Below are 18,425 nucleotides of genomic sequence, written 5' to 3' on the forward strand. Positions count from 1 at the left end.
GGGTTATTTAGAGTGTTGATTTAACGAAGCACTGCGCCATAAATAATAAATCACGGGCAACACAACCAGAGTCAGTAATAAGGCACTAATTGTCCCTCCGATCATGGGCGCGGCAATTCGGCTCATCACCTCAGACCCTGTACCGCCTGAGTACAATACTGGCAATAAACCAATCGCAATCGTGGCTACTGTCATGGCGATGGGGCGCAAACGCAACCCTGCTCCCTGAATAACCGCTTGTTGCAGCTGTGCTTTTTCTAAGCAACGTGTCTCTGTTTTTGCCTGCTGTAGCGCTTGTTGATAAGCCTGATTTAAATACACCAGCATAATCACTCCAATTTCGACAGCAACACCCGCCAGAGCAATAAAGCCCACACCAACGGCGACGGAAAAATTAAAATCCAGCCACCACATAAGCCACAAACCACCTACAAGTGATAATGGTAGTGTCAATAATATCATCATCACTTCAGCTATGCGGCCAAAACTCAAAAACAATAAAATAGTAATGATCAACAGTGTAAGCGGCACCACATAATTCAGTTTTTGTTCCGCTCGAAGCAGGTATTCATATTGCCCAGCCCAATTGATTGAATAGCCTGCAGGAAGATCAATAGTTTTATCGCCCAAGGCTGTCTCAATCACCTGTTGTGCTTGTTGAACATACTGCCCCAAATCAACACCCTGAATATCAATAAACAACCAGCCATTAATCCGGCCATTTTCACTTTTAATCATTGCCGGGCCGGGTTTAATTTCGATCTCAGCAATTTCTGCTAAGCGTATTACCTGCCCATGCGTTGTAATAAGCGGAAGCTCTTTTAATGTTGATAACGAGTTTCGATAACTTTGAGGGTAACGCACGCTGATAGCATAACGCTCCAGCCCTTGAATGGATTGGTCAATGGCACGGCCACCCACAGCAGTCGCTAAAATTTGCTGAACCGAGTCCAGACTCAGACCGTATTGTGCCGCTCGGATGCGATCGATATCGATCTGCAGATAACGTCCACTGGCAGTTCGCTCCGCATAAACAGAAAGAGTTCCGGGAAGTGGCTTGATGATCGCTTCAACCTGTTCGCCAATTGCCTGAATGGTAGCAAGATCGTCTCCCGCAATTTTAATTCCAACTGGGGTTTTAATCCCCGTAGCCAACATATCGATACGGGTTTTTATCGGCATGACCCAGGCATTGGTTAACCCGGGAAACTGAACCTTCTGATCCAGTTCCTGACGTAATTTTTCAGCAGTCATTCCCGCTCGCCACTGCTCTTTTGGCTTAAACTGAATAAAAGTTTCAATCATGGTTAACGGTGCCGGATCTGTTGCGGTTTCAGCCCGACCAATTTTACCAAAGACATTTTTGACTTCCGGAACAGAGCGAATCAGCCTGTCTGTTTGTTGAAGAATCTGACGTGCTTCGCCGATACTCAAACCGGGATAAGTGGTTGGCATATACATTAAGTCACCTTCGTCCAAAGGCGGCATAAACTCTGAACCCAGCTTTTGCAGTGGATAAACCGCTGATAAGGCAATCAGGCTAACCAGCAACAGCGTTATTTTTGGCCAGTTCAATACCCTGCTTAAAACCGGTAAATACGCATGCACCAGTAGGCGGTTTAACGGGTTATGCTGTTCACTACGAATGTTCCCTGTCACCAGATAACCCAACAGCACCGGAACCAGAGTAATCGCTAAAATCGCCGCAGCGGCCATGGCATAAGTTTTGGTAAAAGCTAACGGCGAAAATAACCTTCCTTCCTGAGCTTCTAATACAAACACGGGCAAAAAACTCAGGGTAATAATCAGCAAGCTGAAAAAGAGTGCAGGGCCTACTTCCTGGCAGGATTGAATGACCAGCTGCCAACGCTTCTCCCCACGGATATCCGGTTCTTTTTCCAGGTGTTTATGCAGATTCTCAATCATTACAATCGCACCGTCGACCATAGCTCCAATGGCAATCGCAATCCCACCTAATGACATAATATTGGCATTAAGCCCCTGCCACTTCATCAGAATAAACGCGGTCAGGATACCTAGCGGTAAACTGAATAAAATCACCAACGAAGAGCGGAAGTGCAATAAAAAAGCAGCACACACCAGTATGACGGCGAGAAATTCTTCAGAAAGTTTTTGCCATAAATTATCGACGGCTGATTCAATTAGTTCAGAACGATCATAAACCGGAATGATGTCAATATGGCCAGGGAGAGATGCCCTTATTTGTCGGAGTTTCGCTTTAACTCGCTGAATCACTGCTTGTGCATTTTCGCCATAACGCATGACAATAATGCCACCAACCACTTCACCTTCACCGTTTAATTCAGCAATTCCACGGCGCATCTCCGGTACCTCCCGGACCTTGGCAATATCTTTTATCAGCAGAAGTGGTAACGTTTCATTAGCATCTGCTTTTTGGGTAGCCATCGGCAAAGGAACATTTTCAAGTTCCTGGATGGTACGGATATAACCCGTTGCATTGACCATGTATTCCGCTTCTGCTTGTTCAATTACCGAGGCACCACTCTGCTGATTCGCCTGGCGTATTGCCATAATGACCTGGTTCACTGATAGCTTATGAGCCATTAGAGCAGCTGGATTTAATTGCACCTGATATTGTTTGACCATACCGCCCAACACTGCGACTTCTGATACGCCTTCCACAGACTGTAATTCAAATTTCAGTAGCCAGTCTTGTAAACGCCGTAATTCAGCAAGATCCGTCTGCCCCGTACGATCCGCTAACGCATAAATAAATACCCAGCCAACACCTGTGGCATCAGGGCCAAGCAGAGGTTGAACGCCACTCGGTAACTGGCCTGACAACTGACTCAGGTATTCCAGCACCCGGCTTCGTGCCCAATAGATATCGGTGTCATCATCAAAAATAATGTAGACATACGAATCACCAAAAAAAGAAAAGCCACGCACAACCTGTGCTCCTGGCACCGCCATTAATGCCGTTGTCAGCGGATAAGTAATCTGCTCCTGAACAACTTCTGGAGCCTGACCGGGATAACTGGTTTTCACAATTACCTGCACATCGGATAAATCCGGAATAGCATCTACTGGCGTTTGTTTAACTGCATACAAACCCAACAGCAAAAGCATCAGACTGAGTAATACAACCAGCACCCGGTTTTTAACCGACCATAGAATAATACGATGAATCATCGGCTGGACTCCTCTGCCATTGGCTGAATATCCACCACACAAAAATCGCCATCGTCCAGTGCTGCCAGTTTAATCCTCATAGGCTGGCTCCAGTTATTAAGATCCGGACTGAATTTTTCAAGACTCGAAGAATCCAGCGCCAGATGAAAATTCTGCTGCATCGCTGGCCAGCTCCATTGTGTAATCCCCTGGTGCTGTACATCAATTCGACTACTGCTACTCAGCTTTACCCGCCCATTGAACCAGATAATGTCTTGCTCAGAAGAAGGGTAAAAACGCAATAAATCCGAGTCTATTGAGGATTCAGAATCCAGCAAAAATTGCCCGCTGCTCACCACCCGGTCACCCACCTGAAGCCCCGCCAGTATTTCTGTTTTCTGACTATAACCATTAACTCCTGATTGTGACTCACGCCCGATATTAACGGCGACGGATTTGAATTTTTGCGTCTCATTATTTTCATCCGTCAGTGCCAATACCACACGTGTTTGTATGCCATCATCAATAATGGCCTGCGAGGGGATCTGCAGCACATCAGCAGACTGCTGCCGTAACATTAATGTTAAGTAATCTCCCGGATGCCAGCGTAGCTGTGGATTATTCACACTGAAACGAAGCGTTTGAGTTCGATCGGTATTCAGCAAGGGGGATAACAACAATGATTGGGGGTCAATATCCAGTTCCTGTTCGGTGGGGTGTAATACACGAACCGTCAGATTCTCGAGTGAGACTAATGGTTTCGTTAATTGCATTTCCAGCCAAACGGATGATAAGTCGGCGATCGTCAAAACCTGCTCACCACGCTTAACTTGTCGCCCTTGTGGTAAATTCCAGAAACTGATGACTCCGGCTTGTTCCGCAACAAAGCGGATATATTCGTGCACCACTCGGTTACGTGCGAGTTGCTGAATCCAGCCTTTTGGTAATTTATAGGTATTTAATTTATTCCGTGCTGCGCGAATTAAAGCCGGTTCACCATCAGCCAATGCAACCAGAAATTCTTCCTGCGCCACAACCAGATCACGACTGTAAAAATCAAACAGTGGCTGCCCGGCTTTAACGGATTCTCCTTTCGAAAAAACATAGTTTTTTTCAACCCAGCCATCCGCGCGTATCTGGAAGTGTTGCAATGCTTCATTATTGACTTTGATTTCAGCAAAAACTTGCTGAGTCGCTAACCATGGCAGTCGTTGAGCCGTTGTAGCGGTTACTCCCATCTGATTTTTCACCGCAGCGGATATCTGCACTTCTCCCGGTGAGTGGCTTTCTTCATAAACCGGCACCAACGCCATACCCATAGGTGACAAGCCAGGTTGGTCACGCCTGAAATTCGGATCCATGGGAGCAACCCAATATAACGGCTGCTGCTCTTGAACGCTGGGGCTGTTTTCTGACGCTGTTTTCTGGTGCTGTAACCACCAGCTAATTACAGCGCCGATAGAGGCTGCGAATACAACGAGTGCGATGTTTTTCATAATGTTCTCAATACAAACAATAAACGACTTGCAGCAAGACACGCTGCAGATTAAAGACGGTCTTTGGGTGTATTAAGCGGAAATAGGAGGTCGCTGGAGTGATTCCAGACGCTTCAGAGGAGAAAAGAGAGAGGTTATTTGTGCGTTGTAATGTTGTTGGGTTGATAACCCCAGGGGGAGATCAAGTGTCATCGCAAAACTGGAGCAACTACCGCCACAGCAGTTGCAATCGCGTTCACATTCAAGCTGAACATCAGGCAATCCAGACTTTGATTGGAATTCGGTAGTGCGATGGCAAGGAGGAAGGTTATCCGCCATGTCTTCAACCTGATTACCCGACTCCGTTAAAAGCGACTGCGCGGCCATCAACGCCTGACTGTTAGAAGTCAGGAGTACGGCAAATATCAATAAATAGCGCAACAGGTTATTCAACATACAGCCACAAAGCAGTTAGGTCTTACTTTATTGTAGTCTGAGCCTGGATTCACAGGAAAGTTCAGAATTGTAAATCCAGACCAGAGTCAGCAGTTAGTCCAAAGTCAGTACTCAGAGCAGCGCCAACCAGGATAAGACACTGTGGGCTTTTGCTGCACCAAAGATATAAGCAAAGCAAATCAGCGCGCCAATAAATGCTGGCCAGCTGCCACGTTTGATAGCACCGATGCCAAAACCAATATAGCCCAGTAAGCCAACCACTTTAGCAACGATCCACCAATCAACCACCGGGCTTCCCCACACATTGTGCAGCAACAGCAGTGCAAAAATCAGCAAAAAGGTATCAATAATATGCGGCAAAATTTTCAGCAGCTTGTTACTGCGCAACACAGGCTTTGCTGAAAATAAAAAGAAGCGAATAACGAACAATAAAATGCTCAGGTAGGCAAATCCCATGTGGGCGCCCCGTAATGCGGAATACTCCATCAGTTTTCTCTCATCATTATTCAAATAGTTATGGCAAGACAGATAAATTACATTCAGATTCGACCAGGTAGTTTTCTATACTTCCAACCGAAATGTAACCGGCCCATCATTACACAACGACACCTTCATATCAGCCCCGAAGCGTCCGGTTTGGGTAATAACCTGCTGCTGCGACTGGGCAACAAAATAATCGTATAAACGTTCAGCCTGCTCGGGAGAACCCGCCGACGAAAAGCCCGGGCGAAGCCCTTTCTGCGTATCCGCCGCCAGCGTAAACTGAGAAACGACTAACAGCTCTCCCTGAATATCCAACAAGCTGTTATTCATTCTGCCGTTTTCATCGCTGAAAATTCGGTAATTTAACACCTTGTGCAGCAGCTTATCGGCTTTCTGCTCATCGTCCTCTTTCTGTACACCCAGCAGCAGTAAGATACCCTGATCAATCTTACCTGTGACTGTGTCATCCACCTCAACCCGTGCATGAGTCACACGCTGAATCAAACCAATCATAATCGCTGATCTCTGTTGTCATTGTTGCTGGCGCAGCATACGCGTTAGGCATTATTATTGAAATCACTATCATCATGGACCGATTTACCCGGATACCAATTATGAACTGTTTAAAAGCTACTTTACTCTCGATCTCAGCCATACTGAGTGCTACGGCAGCGCTGGCAACAGACGTGTATATGACACGTGATAAGGACGGTAATGTTACCTTCAGCGATCAGCCGTCTCAGGGGTCCGAAGCGCATAAGGTGAAAGAGCTGCCCAGTATGCCGGCCTTTGTCGCCCCCCAAGCACCACAACAGCCTGAACAACAGGAAGAACCCGTCATTGAATACACCAGCCTGGGCATTATTTCGCCAACGGATGAAACAACCATCCCTACCGGAGCGGCCGGAAGTCTAACGGTCAACGGCGTGTTATCACCCGGCTTGCAGCCCGGCCACACCATTCAATTGCTGAATAACGACGTTGTTATCGATAAAGGCACTACTACCCGCTTCAAGCTTGAATATATGGATCGAGGAGAACACCGGCTGCAGCTTCGTGTCGTCGACAAGCAGGATCAAACCCTGATTGAATCGAATACCATCACCGTTTATGTCAAACGGGCCTCTGTCGGCCGCTAATACCTTTTACTGGACTGATGTCCTGTAAAATGAATACCGACAGAATCACAATTTCCTGCCTCTTTTATGCCCGGAGTGGAATCATCCACTCCACTCGTCTATTTGCACCAAATAAAAACACAACAAGAAAAAACTGCACACATCTAGTGCATGCTATCTTAGAATTATTGAATATCGCTCATCATAAAAGCATTGGCAGCCACTGGCAGCGCTATTTTTGTGCACCATATTGATATGGCTCGCTTTTTGCTGAAAGGACTTTAGACAAATCGTTCAGGACATTACAGGCCATCAGCCACCTGAACCAGGGAGTAAAACCATGCTGGCCAGCCCAATCATCAATCAACGCTTACTTGAGCACCTCAATACCGGAGTTGTGTTGCTCGATGCTGACCTGATGGTGACCTATATGAACCCTGCCGCCGAAGCCCTGCTGGAAATGAGTGACAAGCGCGGCATGGGTGTGCACTTCTCTGAGCTTGCCGATGAATCTCCAGAAGCCAAAGCTGCACTGGAGAATGCCATTATTAATGGCACCTCATTCACCAAGCGTGAGGCCAGCATCGTGCTGCACAATCAGCACCATGTCACTTTGGATTACAGCGTCAGCCCGGTTTCTCACCCGGAGACAAAACTGCCAACCCTACTGGTTGAAATGTCAGGGCGTGACCGCCTGATGCGCATCAGCCGTGAAGAGCAGCTGATTGCTAAGCAGGAAACCACCCGCCACCTGGTGCGCGGCCTGGCTCATGAAATCAAAAACCCACTGGGTGGAATTCGCGGTGCAGCTCAGCTGCTGGAACGTGAATTACCATCAGAAGGGTTAAAAGAATACACCGAAATTATTATTGAAGAAGCGGATCGCCTGCGTGATCTGGTTGATCGCTTGCTTGGACCTCGCCAGATTCCGAAAACCGAGCAGGTGAATATTCACGAAATTCTCGAGCGTGTGTGCCAGCTGGTCAGCGTGGAATCTGAAAATGTGATTCAGATTGAGCGCGACTATGACCCATCAATTCCGGAGCTGGAAGCGGATAAAGGTCAGATCGTTCAGGCGATGTTAAATATCTGCCGTAATGCGATGCAGGCCATGCTGGAAGCGGAGCCACCGATCCCGGTACCGACACTGAAATTACGCACCCGTACCGTACGCCAGTTTACCATTGGCCACCTGCGTCATCGCTTAGTGGCGCAAATTGATATTCGTGATAATGGCCCGGGCATTCCTGCCAAGCTGCAGGAAAATTTATTTTACCCGATGGTAACGGGTCGTCCGGAAGGCACCGGCCTCGGGCTCTCTATTTCACAATCTATTATTAACCAGGTTAATGGCATTATCGAAGTCGATAGCCAACCTGGAAACACCCTTTTCTCAATTTATTTACCATTGGAATCCGTATGAGCACTGTCTGGATTATTGATGACGACAAATCCATTCGCTGGGTCTTGGAAAAAGCGTTGGCCCAGGCCAACATCAGCACCCGGGTTTTTGAACAGGCGGAACCGGCATTAGCGCAGCTGAAGCGTGAACACCCAGACGCTATTATTTCAGATATTCGCATGCCGGGCATGGACGGCCTGACCTTACTGCGTGAAGCCAAAGAAGCGCACCCGCAGTTGCCGGTGATTATTATGACGGCTCACTCCGATCTGGATAGTGCCGTATCGTCTTATCAACAAGGGGCTTTTGAATATCTGCCAAAGCCGTTTGATGTCGACGAAGCGGTTGCTCTGATTCAACGCGCTATTGATCATTTTGCTGAATTAAATGCACAACAACCGGAATCGGAAGAAGATAAAGAAGACACCGAAATTATTGGTGAAGCACCGGCAATGCAGGAAGTTTTCCGTGCCATCGGCCGTTTATCACAATCCAATATCACGGTACTGATTAACGGTGAATCCGGTACCGGTAAAGAGCTGGTTGCCCACGCATTACACAAGCACAGCCCGCGCTCTGCCGAACCTTTTATTGCGCTGAATATGGCCGCCATTCCCAAAGATCTGATTGAGTCGGAATTATTCGGCCATGAAAAAGGCTCCTTTACCGGTGCAGGCGGTCAGCGTCGTGGCCGGTTTGAGCAAGCCAATGGCGGAACCCTGTTTCTGGATGAAATCGGTGATATGCCCGCCGACACTCAGACCCGTTTATTGCGGGTGTTAGCTGATGGCGAATTTTACCGCGTCGGTGGCACCACACCGGTCAAAGTGAATGTGCGGATTGTGGCGGCAACGCACCAGGATCTGGAAAACCTGGTAAAAGAAGGTCGCTTCCGGGAGGATTTATTCCACCGCTTAAACGTCATCCGGGTTCACCTGCCACGCCTAGCTGAACGCCGCGAAGATATTCCAAAGTTATTAACTCACTTCCTCAAACGAGCGGCTGAAGAGTTAGAAGTCGAAGTTAAAACTCTGAAAACCGAAACCGAAGAATATTTATCGTCGCTGGATTGGCCAGGTAACGTACGTCAATTAGAAAATATCTGCCGCTGGATTACTGTAATGGCTTCCGGCCGTGAAGTATTAATCAGTGATTTACCACCGGAATTAATGCAGCAGGAAAGTGGCAATGTCAGCGGCGGCAACTGGGAGCAGGCGCTGCGCTATTGGGCAGACCAACAATTAAGTGCTGGTGTGGTCGGTTTATTGGATACCGCCGTTCCGGCATTTGAACGTATTATGATCGAAACGGCTTTAAAACATACGGCTGGTCGTCGCCGTGATGCTTCCAATTTATTAGGCTGGGGACGTAATACTCTCACCCGTAAAATTAAAGAGCTGGAGATGGATGTCGACAGCCATCCGGAAGCCGATAACGAAGAAGATAGCGAAGCGCATTAATTCGTAACTTCACGCCAATAAATCACCCGATCATTACCTCTGTATTGTCCAAAGGTAATGGTCGCGGTTGGATTTTCTTCATAATCGTTGGCGTCGCCATTGGTGCCATACTCTGTGGTCAGCCAGGTTGGCGCCTGATATTCCACCGCTAACCGCCCGCTATTACCCAGCCCGGGAGCGTCGTAACGAATAAAACCCACACCCGCGGTAATATCTTGCTGCACATTGCGGGGAAGTGCCGCTAAAGCCCCCGTGGCAAGCAACGGTGGATTGCTTGCCAGCAGTGAATCGCAGGCATTGTCATCGTTGTTCACAATAAAGTTAGTGCCATCAAAATAACGGACCTCAACCCGCTGGCTCAATGGCATGGTTTCCGGGCCAAAGGCATTGGCCAGGTACAAACTGCCAAAACGAACATCCGTGTTGCCCAATAACAAAGCATCACAGCCAGCTCCGGTACAAGCACCTGACGTTGCCGCATTCATATTTAAACCGGTTAACGCGGCATCACCGTCAGACAACTGCAAACCAATCTGTAAGTCCTGATAAGGACCATCAGGGCCAGACGCAGAGCGATCAAATGCAATATTGATATCGCTGTAACTGGCTTGACCATTCATCCAGGCAGTGCGATCAAGATTATTTACATTGCTAAAACGACCACCCATATCAGAACCGTCGTCATTATTTTCTGCTACCAGACTGACGTTAGTATCAAACGCAAAACTACCGGTATAGTTAATTACCCGAGCCGAAGAAGCGTTTAATGCTTCCACCGAAAACTGAATCTCCAGCGCATCCTGCCCCATATAACTAAACGAGTCGGAACAGGCACCATTGATCGTTGGAAGGCTAGTCCGGAAACTCGCCGGATAAAAACGACCAATATTATTCAGGCGATATTGAGGTAATGGAACACCAAAATAGCTTGCCGGGTTAGCCGTCGGATTCGTCAGAAAACTAAACACCCCCACTTCATTGACACTTTGGTTGAAATCAGCCTGGCCATTATCACTGTCGCGAATATCAACACGTGCTGTCGATATCGGACGAATATTCCCGCCAGCAGGTGCAACCAGCTCATGGGATAAGTTCACCGATCCAATAAACTGATCAGCAGCTGCACCATTGCTGCATTGGGCAGTGGCCGTCATCGAAAAAGGCTCTCCCGCGGCCATAAACGCGCTACACGCAGAATTAGCCGGGGTGCACTGGCTGTTACTATCATTAGCGGTTAACTGAATACGGTCAGGATACACAACAAAAGAACCGGTTGAAGTGCGGATGTCGTCTGGCAAGGGTGCCGTACCATAAGGTGAATCATCATGCAGAAAATGCAGCGCCTGAATCTGAGCGCTATTGGCATAGGCAACGGAAATACCAGCGACACCTGAGTTAAAAGTCAGCGTCAGATTATTTGCCGAAGGAACCGCATTATTATCTCCCTGCTCCGTGATATTGGTGCCATTGATAACCAGCGGTGTATTCTGAGTTTGATTACCTGCCTGAAGCGGGTTTGTGTCACTGTCAAACCAGGCTTTAAAATCTTTATTACCCGTAAATCCAGTCAGTAGCTGACACGGTGTTCCCTGTGTGTCTTCGCCAATGGCTAACAAGCGAAAAGAGGTGGAATTGCCACAGGCAAAGTTGTCGGGAGAAGCATTGTTATTGGACGCATCCGTAACTCTGAAGCCTGAGGTGCGGAATTCAGTTTTATTGCCTTGAATAATATTATTTATTCTTGTTTCTCCAGCAACAGAGAAAACACTCGTGCTGCTGTCTTCTGCTCTGACTGCAACCTCTGTATTTTCATTCTGGTGAAATAAATAAACCGAGGCAATACCACTTTCACTACCATCCAGTGTAATATCGCTGATCAGGCTACCGCCACTCGCTGCAGAAAAAAACTGACTCAGAGTGTTTTCGCTGGTCGTTAAGTTAATGGTACCAGAGTAGTCATCTTTAACACTTGAACCATCATCACATATGGCCTGTATATCAATTTTTGCTCTGGAGAATGGACAGGCGAGCGCATAGTCAGGCTGTGTAATTCGGAAACCACCAAGAGAACAACTCGCTGCTTCACATAACCCCCCAAAATCGGCACCTTCCAGTGCTGACGGAAAATAATAAACATTACTGTCCCTTCCTAATGTAATGTTTGCTGCAGTTGCTGCCCCAAATAAAAACGAATCCCGCTCTAATACCAGATTTCCTCTGGCGTAAACAATTCCGCTAAGAGTGCTATCCCGCTCAACCGTCAAATCACCGTATCCATAAATTAGCAACTGAGAGGCATCTCGTTCTTGTCCCGCTCCATCCGAGTTTGCAATCAAATCACGTGAGATTGAGGTATTTGTGCCAATAAAAATCCGAACGGTGCCAAGCCCAATCACATTAATTGTATTCGCTCTCCCGAGATCAAGATCACGAATCCAGTAATTTCCGGCAACCAAATTCAGAATCGAATTATTTCCTGTGGCCAATCGGTCGATATAAAAGTCTGTTCTTCCGGTAAAGGTTCCAATAAGTGATGAATTTCCGACAGAGATTGTTCTGTATTCATTCGTCACACCACCAATCGCAATATTTCCGTTATTTCCAGTGGTCACATCCGTAGAGAAACCTGTTGTGTCAGGAAATGGCTGAGCTTCCGTGGTCGGAACAGGCGTCGAGTTTGCCTGACATTCGACTGAAACACAGCTGCGGTTTGTTGAACCACCATCCAGATTGATTCGACTGGTGTTCAGACGATCATCCGGGCTGAAAAAAAGCTGACTGTCACGGCCAAAACTGATTTCACCAGCAGCAGCATGTGTGTTGATACCATCAGGAAAACTTCCAACACATAGATTACTCGCTGCACAAGGTCGTGTTTCAGCCATCAGCTCTTCAACCTGACTTTGACTCAGAAACTGATCAAAAATATTGACTTCATCAATGTCGCCAGAAAAAAATCTTCCTGAAAAATTTTGATCGGCACCTATTTGTAATGGATCTGAGTTTTGCCTCAGGTTTTCATTAAAACCTGAGCTTCCTGAAGGCAAACCATCAATGTATATCACCTGATTTCCAGGCCGATAACTAACAGCAACATGGTACCAACGACCTGCAGTAATTGAAGCTGTTGAGTCTATCTCCCTGTCATTTCCAGAGCTATTATTCCACCACCAATTTATTTCTCCGTTTGAATTAACATGAAACTCATAGTTCTCATCTTTTGAAAGTACAGTGCGTAACCCTGATGCCGGAATAGCATCAATATTAATCCAGGCGGCTGCGGTAAATTCTGTTTGAAAATCCAATAAATTATTATCAGCAATTTCTGCATAATGCTCCGGGGTATTACCACCGAAAGAACCATAACGACAGCTGCCAACAACCCCAGGAATAGCGGGTGACAGATCATCGGTAGCTAATGAGTTAAACGTATTGCCGGAAAGCCCGTTACCAGAACTGTCCAGTAACTCCCCAGGTGTTCCATCAAAAACAGATTCATCAAAGCGATAGCTCGCCACTGGGTCAGGAAGAATCAACAAAGTATTACGAAATAATAAGTCAAAACTGGTTTCAACACTGATCTGATTAAATGAGTATTGAATCGAGTCAGAATCGTCAATTTCAAGGCCAATCGTTGCACTTTGACCATTGGCCGTATTGTTATTATAGCGATAACGAATGTCGCCATTTTCATAAAGCACAACCTGAAAGTCATAGCGCAGATTATTAGAATATGCCCGTACATTGGTCCAGTTAACAATAAAGCGTCGATTAGGTGCTGACCCTGCATTACCATAAGTTACCTGGCTATTTGCATCATCGACCAAATCGTCCCAATACACAGCAATCAGACGATCGCCTTCATCTGTGGGGAGTTGCTCGTTACGAAAATCCCGGTGTAATCTTTGATTGGCACCAAACTGTAAAATGCCATTTGTAAGAATGCGTACCTGATTGTATTGAGTATCATCAAAGGTAAAATCAAAGCCAATATTAACAACAGCTTTATCATCGTCATTTGGAAAGCCAGTATCAGTATTATCCCAAATAACGGTGTTGACCGTGTTCGGAATATCCAATGGAGTTGACTCAAGCTCAGTCAGATTATAAGCCGCTTGCACCGTTACAGAAAAAAAGCACGTTAAAGTCATTAATTGATATAAATAACGCTTCAGTTCCATCACTTAACCCTTACTTCTATCATTCGCTGGGCACTGTTACCATTACATTGACCCATACTACTAACAGTACAAAAGGTTTCTCCCCCCACAATCAGACTGTCATCACAGCTAATCGTTGCGCGACAACCTGACAGCCCTGTAACTGTATAGGAAATATTACTAACCCCACTACAACTACAAACCGGGGTATCCAGAACCTGTATTAACGACAGCTGTATACCACTTTCAGCGGCATAAAAAGCCCGGTTGGAAAGCAATGCCGCAATATATGACTGACTACCGGTTTCCGATAAGCGATTCATCGCCGCAGCAATCAGTGCCAGAATCACAATAATAAAAATTGCTACCGGCAGACTAAACCCGTCTGTTTTGTTGATTTGGCCTAACGATCTGAATTCAGGGGACATTTCGTAACTGAACCTCCTGAGCAATGGCAACCGATTCACTTCGCGGCGAAGTAACAATCATACTGATGCGCACTACGGCATTACGCTGGAGCTGTGCGGGCGCAAGTTCAAATTCAAGGCTACCCGCTTGCAGGCTGTTGCCAATGACTTCCCGCCGGTTACTGGCCGGAGGCAGTTGAGCTGCACTATTGTTATGAAAACCATAATCAAAATAACGCCATACAAAGCCATTATTGTCTTCACAAAAGGCAACCGGTTGGCTGGTTAAATAAACTCGCTGGGTAGGTGACCCGGTTGCAAACTGTACATTCGCTGCGCCATCAAACACGATCTCCTGAATGCCTGGCATACCAGTCACTGCCGACGCCGTTGCCTGAACCTGAGTCACGGTATTACTACTGCTGTTATAAATATCGCTGGTGCTACTGGGGTACACAGAGACATAACCCCGATTAAGCCCTGCCAACAAGGGGACAATCTGAAAACTGTTTTCAGCTGCGGCCAGCGGAACTGAAAGATACTCTGAACTATTAACGACAGGGATAAATTCCAGGCAGCTATTGGTACCATCGGCAAAGATACGAATACTATTCGGCAAGGCGGAGCGAACTTCACGAGATATTTTTTCGCTGATTAAACCTGCCGTTGTGGCAATAGTCAGGCGTTGCGACGAAGCAATAAAAGAATCGGAGGTTTGAGCAATAAAACGCGTTGTACCCACTGCCAGAATCGACGAAATCACAATGACCATGATCAATTCGACCAGTGTAAAACCTGATTGTTGATACATAGAAGGCATCATCAGAAATTGCCCCTGAACGTGCTGAACGATAAGGTCTGGCCGGTTGGAGAAGTAATATTCAGGGTAATCAATTTGCTATTCACGGATGAACCGGTATTTCCAGCAGCATCCGAACAAGAAACGTTCACCGCAACCTGATAACCCACATAACTGGTAGGCACCGTATTATCCAGAAAGCTGGCTTGCTCGTTTAAGCCATCGTAATCATCAACATCATCAAACAAAGCACGACTGGTTTCATCGGCTTCATTCCCGGCAACACTACAACCAACAACAGCACCACCGGCCAATGGTGAGTTCTCCTGAAAACGCATCGCCATGATTTCATCAAGATAGGCTTGTGCTAATTGGCTAGCCTTACTTTGCCACATGGGGTCAGCGCTGCGGCCAGCCGATAATGAAAAGCTACTGAGAAGTGCAGTTAAAGCAATGGATATCACCACAATACTGATCACCAGCTCGACCAGTGTGACACCATCTACTCGGCGTAATGATTGGAGGTTATAAAACGCAGCTTCCTTCATACGCATATCCTGCTGAACTGATACATAATTCCCGATTGCGATTATTTTCAATCACACAAATACGGATATTTTGACCTGAGGTTAATGAGCCCTGGCCGTTAAATTCAAGCGTAAGCGGAATATTGGTTAAGGCAGAACAGGCTGCAGAAAAATTGCTGCCATAACGAATCTGCTCGGCTCCGGAATCCAGAGCAACTGTCAGGCCATCACCACCGGTTACCTGAAAACGCCATTGCCCGCCAGCCTGCGTGACCCGCATTTCGACATTTGCGGCCGAGGATTGAGCCAAAGAAGATTGTTGAGCTAATCGTGCACTTGCCAGCAGTTGATTAACCACTGCACGACCGGAATAAGTCTGCTGGTCGGCAAAGCGCGAAACCGCAAAGGTGCTGATTATTCCAAGAATAACCAGCACCATAACTAACTCAACTAACGTAAATCCTGAGCTAGGCTTCAAAATATTAAATTAACACTCATCGGTATCAACAGCTACGTTAGGGGTGCCGTTTGCAGCCGCCTGTGTATAGGTTACTCGGCAACGCTCACCAGAAGCACCGCTGCCTTCTTCATCTGGAGCAAGATATAAAATCACACTGGTACCAGAAGTCGTACTGCTGTAATCATTGGTGGTATCAACCTGAGCCGCCGTAATAATACTGGCAACTGTTGGGTAACCATTGGCCATGGCAAGGTTTGCTGCTCCATCAAGATCCACAGCGGTATTGCCGGTTGTACCATCGGCCAATTGTTGAGCATGAGCAATATTAGCAGCCGAGCGTATTGCACCGGCTAAACCGTTAATACTGGCGGTTCGTGCTTCACCGCCTAAATCAGCAAATCGTGGCAATGCAAAAGCGGATAAAACACCCAAAATCACAATCACCATAATCAACTCGATTAATGTAAAACCCGCCTGGGCTTTTACGGTAGGTAGCTTCGCTGTTTGTCGTTTCATTGTGCAACTCCTGCTTGTCATTATCGCACTTGCGTATTTTATAAAATGCGCCAATTTACACGCCCATTATTTGGGTCGTATTCAATTAACCGAATGTTGCCATTCAGATTCTGTTGGCCTGCATGGCTCATGTAATAACGGCAACGTCCCTGCTCTGCGATTGCATAAAACTCAGCAGAGCCGTTATCAGCAGAAGCACGGAGTGCTTCAATCAAACTGTTTTGCGCTTCAGCATCTTCAGCTGCCTCTGATTCATCCATCATTAACAGCTCTGACACTTGTGGAGCACTGTCAATTAACAACTGCTGCCATAACTGCACACATCCTGAAGTGCTGATTGTTTCGCTTATGACTTGTCGTTGAGCTGGCTGTGGCCACCCTGCTTTTGACATAACAAGGTCACCATAAGTTTCAAGATACGCCGGGGTACCAGCGACCAGCCACTTCTCCCGCGATCTGAGCACTGCGGAATGAAATCCGGTTTTAACGGCCTTAAGCCGGGCATCACGGGCTTCATCCACCATGCTGAAGTAGAGTGGTAACACAACCACCAACAGCGCAGACATTACTAACAGAGCCAATGCAATTTGCATCAAACTGAAACCACCAGAACAACAAACTTCCGGGGCTTTATTAGTAATAACGGGTTTCATCTGCGTCATAACCACTTAATTTAATCCTAGCTCAGTTTGGAAAAAGAGGAGGCTTCAGTTACTAAACAAAACAAATATTGCGATACACAAAATGACACTCATCAACTAAGGCCTGTTAACAGGCCTTAAAGCTACTGAACTGCCGAACTGAGCTCCCAGATTGGCAGGAATACACCCAACGCCAGCACCAGCACCAAAGCACCCAGAAAGACTAAAAGAATAGGTTCAATCGCATCTGCCAGTTGTTTTAATTCGTAGTCGACCTCTTCTTCATAGAAATCAGCCACATCATCCAGCAATTTATCGATAGCCCCGGTTTCTTCACCAACCGACATCATTTGTAACACCAGGGGAGTAAAAAGCCCGGTTGCCGATGCGGTATTGGTGAGACGATCGCCCCGCTCAACACCTGACATCATATTATTTACAGCAGAGCCAATGTAACGATTACCCACACTATCCGAGACAATCGATAAACACTGCAAAATAGGAACACCCGCGGCCATCATCATGGCAAACGAGCGTGAAAAACGTGATAACGCAATACGTTCAAAAATACTGCCAATTAATGGAATTCTGAGTTTCTTCTCATCCCACCATATTCCACCCTGATCTGTTTTTGCGTAGTTTTTTATAAGGAAAAAGATAGAAACAAGCCCGGCTAATAATATGTGCCACCATGACTGCATAAAATCAGAAACAGCAATTAAAATCTGTGTCGCAAATGGCAGGTCTGTTCCGAGTTTATTAAATACACTGGTAAAATTTGGAATAACAAAAATAGTAATAACAACCATAGCAATAGCCATCGCACTGATCACCATAATAGGATAACGCAATGCTGATTTAACACGTTTTTTGGTTTCACGTTCCATTTCAAGGTGGGCAACCAACTTGATTAATGCATGGTCAAGATTACCCGTGGTTTCACCGATATGAACCATACTGACATAAATCGATGAAAAGACATCAGGATATTTTCGAAAGGCAGAAGCCAGGTCAGAACCTTCGATCAATGCATCCGCAATACCTCCGAGAATTTCTTTGATTTTTGTATTATGACTGGACTCAGATAAGCCATTCAGCGCTCGCACAATTGGGATACCGGCTTTAGTTAAGGCATATAATTGACGGGTTAGAAGAATCAATTCATCTGATTTAACTTTTTCTTCAAATAGCTTTATCGACTTGGCTTCAGCGGGTTGTTTTTTTACTCCCTGTGACAAACCCACAACTGTAATACCCTGCTGTTGCAACAAACTAAGTGCCGCACTCTCATTGGCAGAACTGATATTCCCTTCCACTTTTTTACCGTTGGTATCACGCCCCTGATAAATAAAGTCCATAAAAACCTCT

The 18,425-nt window shown here is 46.4% G+C and carries 16 protein-coding genes; 3 read left to right on the forward strand and 13 right to left on the reverse strand.

Annotation, left to right across the window (positions count from 1 at the left end):
- Positions 1 to 3 precede the first annotated feature (3 nt).
- The 5 genes from KFF03_RS13640 to dtd all read right to left on the reverse strand — a co-directional run bounded on the left by KFF03_RS13640 (position 4) and on the right by dtd (position 6,080).
- Entirely contained in the window at positions 4 to 3,174 is a 3,171-nt protein-coding gene (locus KFF03_RS13640; RefSeq protein ID WP_255857478.1) for an efflux RND transporter permease subunit, read from the reverse strand.
- The gene (locus KFF03_RS13645; RefSeq protein ID WP_255857479.1) at positions 3,171 to 4,649 is read right to left on the reverse strand and encodes an efflux RND transporter periplasmic adaptor subunit; all 1,479 of its coding nucleotides are present in this window, start codon (positions 4,647 to 4,649) and stop codon (positions 3,171 to 3,173) included. Before KFF03_RS13645 ends, KFF03_RS13640 begins: the two co-directional genes overlap by 4 nt.
- Before the next feature lie 72 nt (positions 4,650 to 4,721).
- Positions 4,722 to 5,084 carry a hypothetical protein gene (locus KFF03_RS13650; protein ID WP_255857480.1) on the reverse strand — a complete coding sequence of 121 codons (363 nt, stop codon included), beginning with the start codon at positions 5,082 to 5,084 and terminating at the stop codon, positions 4,722 to 4,724.
- 111 nt (positions 5,085 to 5,195) lie between these two features.
- Complete coding sequence (locus KFF03_RS13655) at positions 5,196 to 5,570, reverse strand: SirB2 family protein (protein WP_255857481.1); 375 nt, start codon at positions 5,568 to 5,570, stop codon at positions 5,196 to 5,198.
- Between the two features lie 75 nt (positions 5,571 to 5,645).
- Positions 5,646 to 6,080 (reverse strand): D-aminoacyl-tRNA deacylase, encoded by a 435-nt coding sequence (dtd, locus tag KFF03_RS13660; RefSeq protein WP_255857482.1) that lies wholly within the window; start codon positions 6,078 to 6,080, stop codon positions 5,646 to 5,648.
- Between the two features lie 101 nt (positions 6,081 to 6,181).
- Here dtd and KFF03_RS13665 point away from each other — a divergent pair, with 101 nt between their 5' ends.
- The 3 genes from KFF03_RS13665 (at position 6,182) to ntrC (ending at position 9,547) form a co-directional block, all read left to right on the forward strand.
- A complete protein-coding gene (locus KFF03_RS13665) occupies positions 6,182 to 6,706 on the forward strand; it encodes a DUF4124 domain-containing protein (protein ID WP_255857483.1) in 525 nt (174 codons plus the stop codon).
- Between the two features lie 319 nt (positions 6,707 to 7,025).
- The gene (gene glnL / locus KFF03_RS13670; RefSeq protein WP_304941500.1) at positions 7,026 to 8,108 is read left to right on the forward strand and encodes a nitrogen regulation protein NR(II); all 1,083 of its coding nucleotides are present in this window, start codon (positions 7,026 to 7,028) and stop codon (positions 8,106 to 8,108) included.
- Positions 8,105 to 9,547 carry a nitrogen regulation protein NR(I) gene (ntrC, locus tag KFF03_RS13675; RefSeq protein WP_255857484.1) on the forward strand — a complete coding sequence of 481 codons (1,443 nt, stop codon included), beginning with the start codon at positions 8,105 to 8,107 and terminating at the stop codon, positions 9,545 to 9,547. The genes glnL and ntrC overlap by 4 nt, the downstream gene beginning before the upstream one ends.
- Here the strand turns inward: ntrC and KFF03_RS13680 are convergent.
- The 8 genes from KFF03_RS13680 to KFF03_RS13715 all read right to left on the reverse strand — a co-directional run bounded on the left by KFF03_RS13680 (position 9,544) and on the right by KFF03_RS13715 (position 18,415).
- A complete protein-coding gene (locus KFF03_RS13680; protein WP_255857485.1) occupies positions 9,544 to 13,728 on the reverse strand; it encodes a LamG domain-containing protein in 4,185 nt (1,394 codons plus the stop codon). The genes ntrC and KFF03_RS13680 overlap by 4 nt on opposite strands.
- Entirely contained in the window at positions 13,728 to 14,135 is a 408-nt protein-coding gene (locus KFF03_RS13685; protein ID WP_255857486.1) for a hypothetical protein, read from the reverse strand. Before KFF03_RS13685 ends, KFF03_RS13680 begins: the two co-directional genes overlap by 1 nt.
- Positions 14,125 to 14,937 carry a prepilin-type N-terminal cleavage/methylation domain-containing protein gene (locus tag KFF03_RS13690; RefSeq protein ID WP_255857487.1) on the reverse strand — a complete coding sequence of 271 codons (813 nt, stop codon included), beginning with the start codon at positions 14,935 to 14,937 and terminating at the stop codon, positions 14,125 to 14,127. The genes KFF03_RS13685 and KFF03_RS13690 overlap by 11 nt, the downstream gene beginning before the upstream one ends.
- A complete protein-coding gene (locus KFF03_RS13695) occupies positions 14,937 to 15,461 on the reverse strand; it encodes a prepilin-type N-terminal cleavage/methylation domain-containing protein (protein ID WP_255857488.1) in 525 nt (174 codons plus the stop codon). The genes KFF03_RS13690 and KFF03_RS13695 overlap by 1 nt, the downstream gene beginning before the upstream one ends.
- Positions 15,439 to 15,918 (reverse strand): GspH/FimT family pseudopilin, encoded by a 480-nt coding sequence (locus tag KFF03_RS13700; RefSeq protein ID WP_255857489.1) that lies wholly within the window; start codon positions 15,916 to 15,918, stop codon positions 15,439 to 15,441. Before KFF03_RS13700 ends, KFF03_RS13695 begins: the two co-directional genes overlap by 23 nt.
- A gap of 9 nt (positions 15,919 to 15,927) precedes the next feature.
- Entirely contained in the window at positions 15,928 to 16,416 is a 489-nt protein-coding gene (locus KFF03_RS17695) for a type II secretion system protein (RefSeq protein ID WP_304941501.1), read from the reverse strand.
- A 38-nt stretch (positions 16,417 to 16,454) separates the two neighbouring features.
- On the reverse strand, positions 16,455 to 17,069 hold the full coding sequence (locus tag KFF03_RS13710) for a hypothetical protein (RefSeq protein ID WP_255857490.1): 615 nt from the start codon (positions 17,067 to 17,069) through the stop codon (positions 16,455 to 16,457).
- Positions 17,070 to 17,200: 131 nt separating this feature from the next.
- Positions 17,201 to 18,415, reverse strand: coding sequence for a type II secretion system F family protein (locus tag KFF03_RS13715; protein WP_255857491.1), 1,215 nt, complete (start codon positions 18,413 to 18,415; stop codon positions 17,201 to 17,203).
- Positions 18,416 to 18,425: the final 10 nt, after the last annotated feature.

The sequence above is a fragment of the Bacterioplanoides sp. SCSIO 12839 genome (assembly GCF_024397975.1).
In the GTDB taxonomy this organism is placed as follows: domain Bacteria; phylum Pseudomonadota; class Gammaproteobacteria; order Pseudomonadales; family Oceanobacteraceae; genus Bacterioplanoides.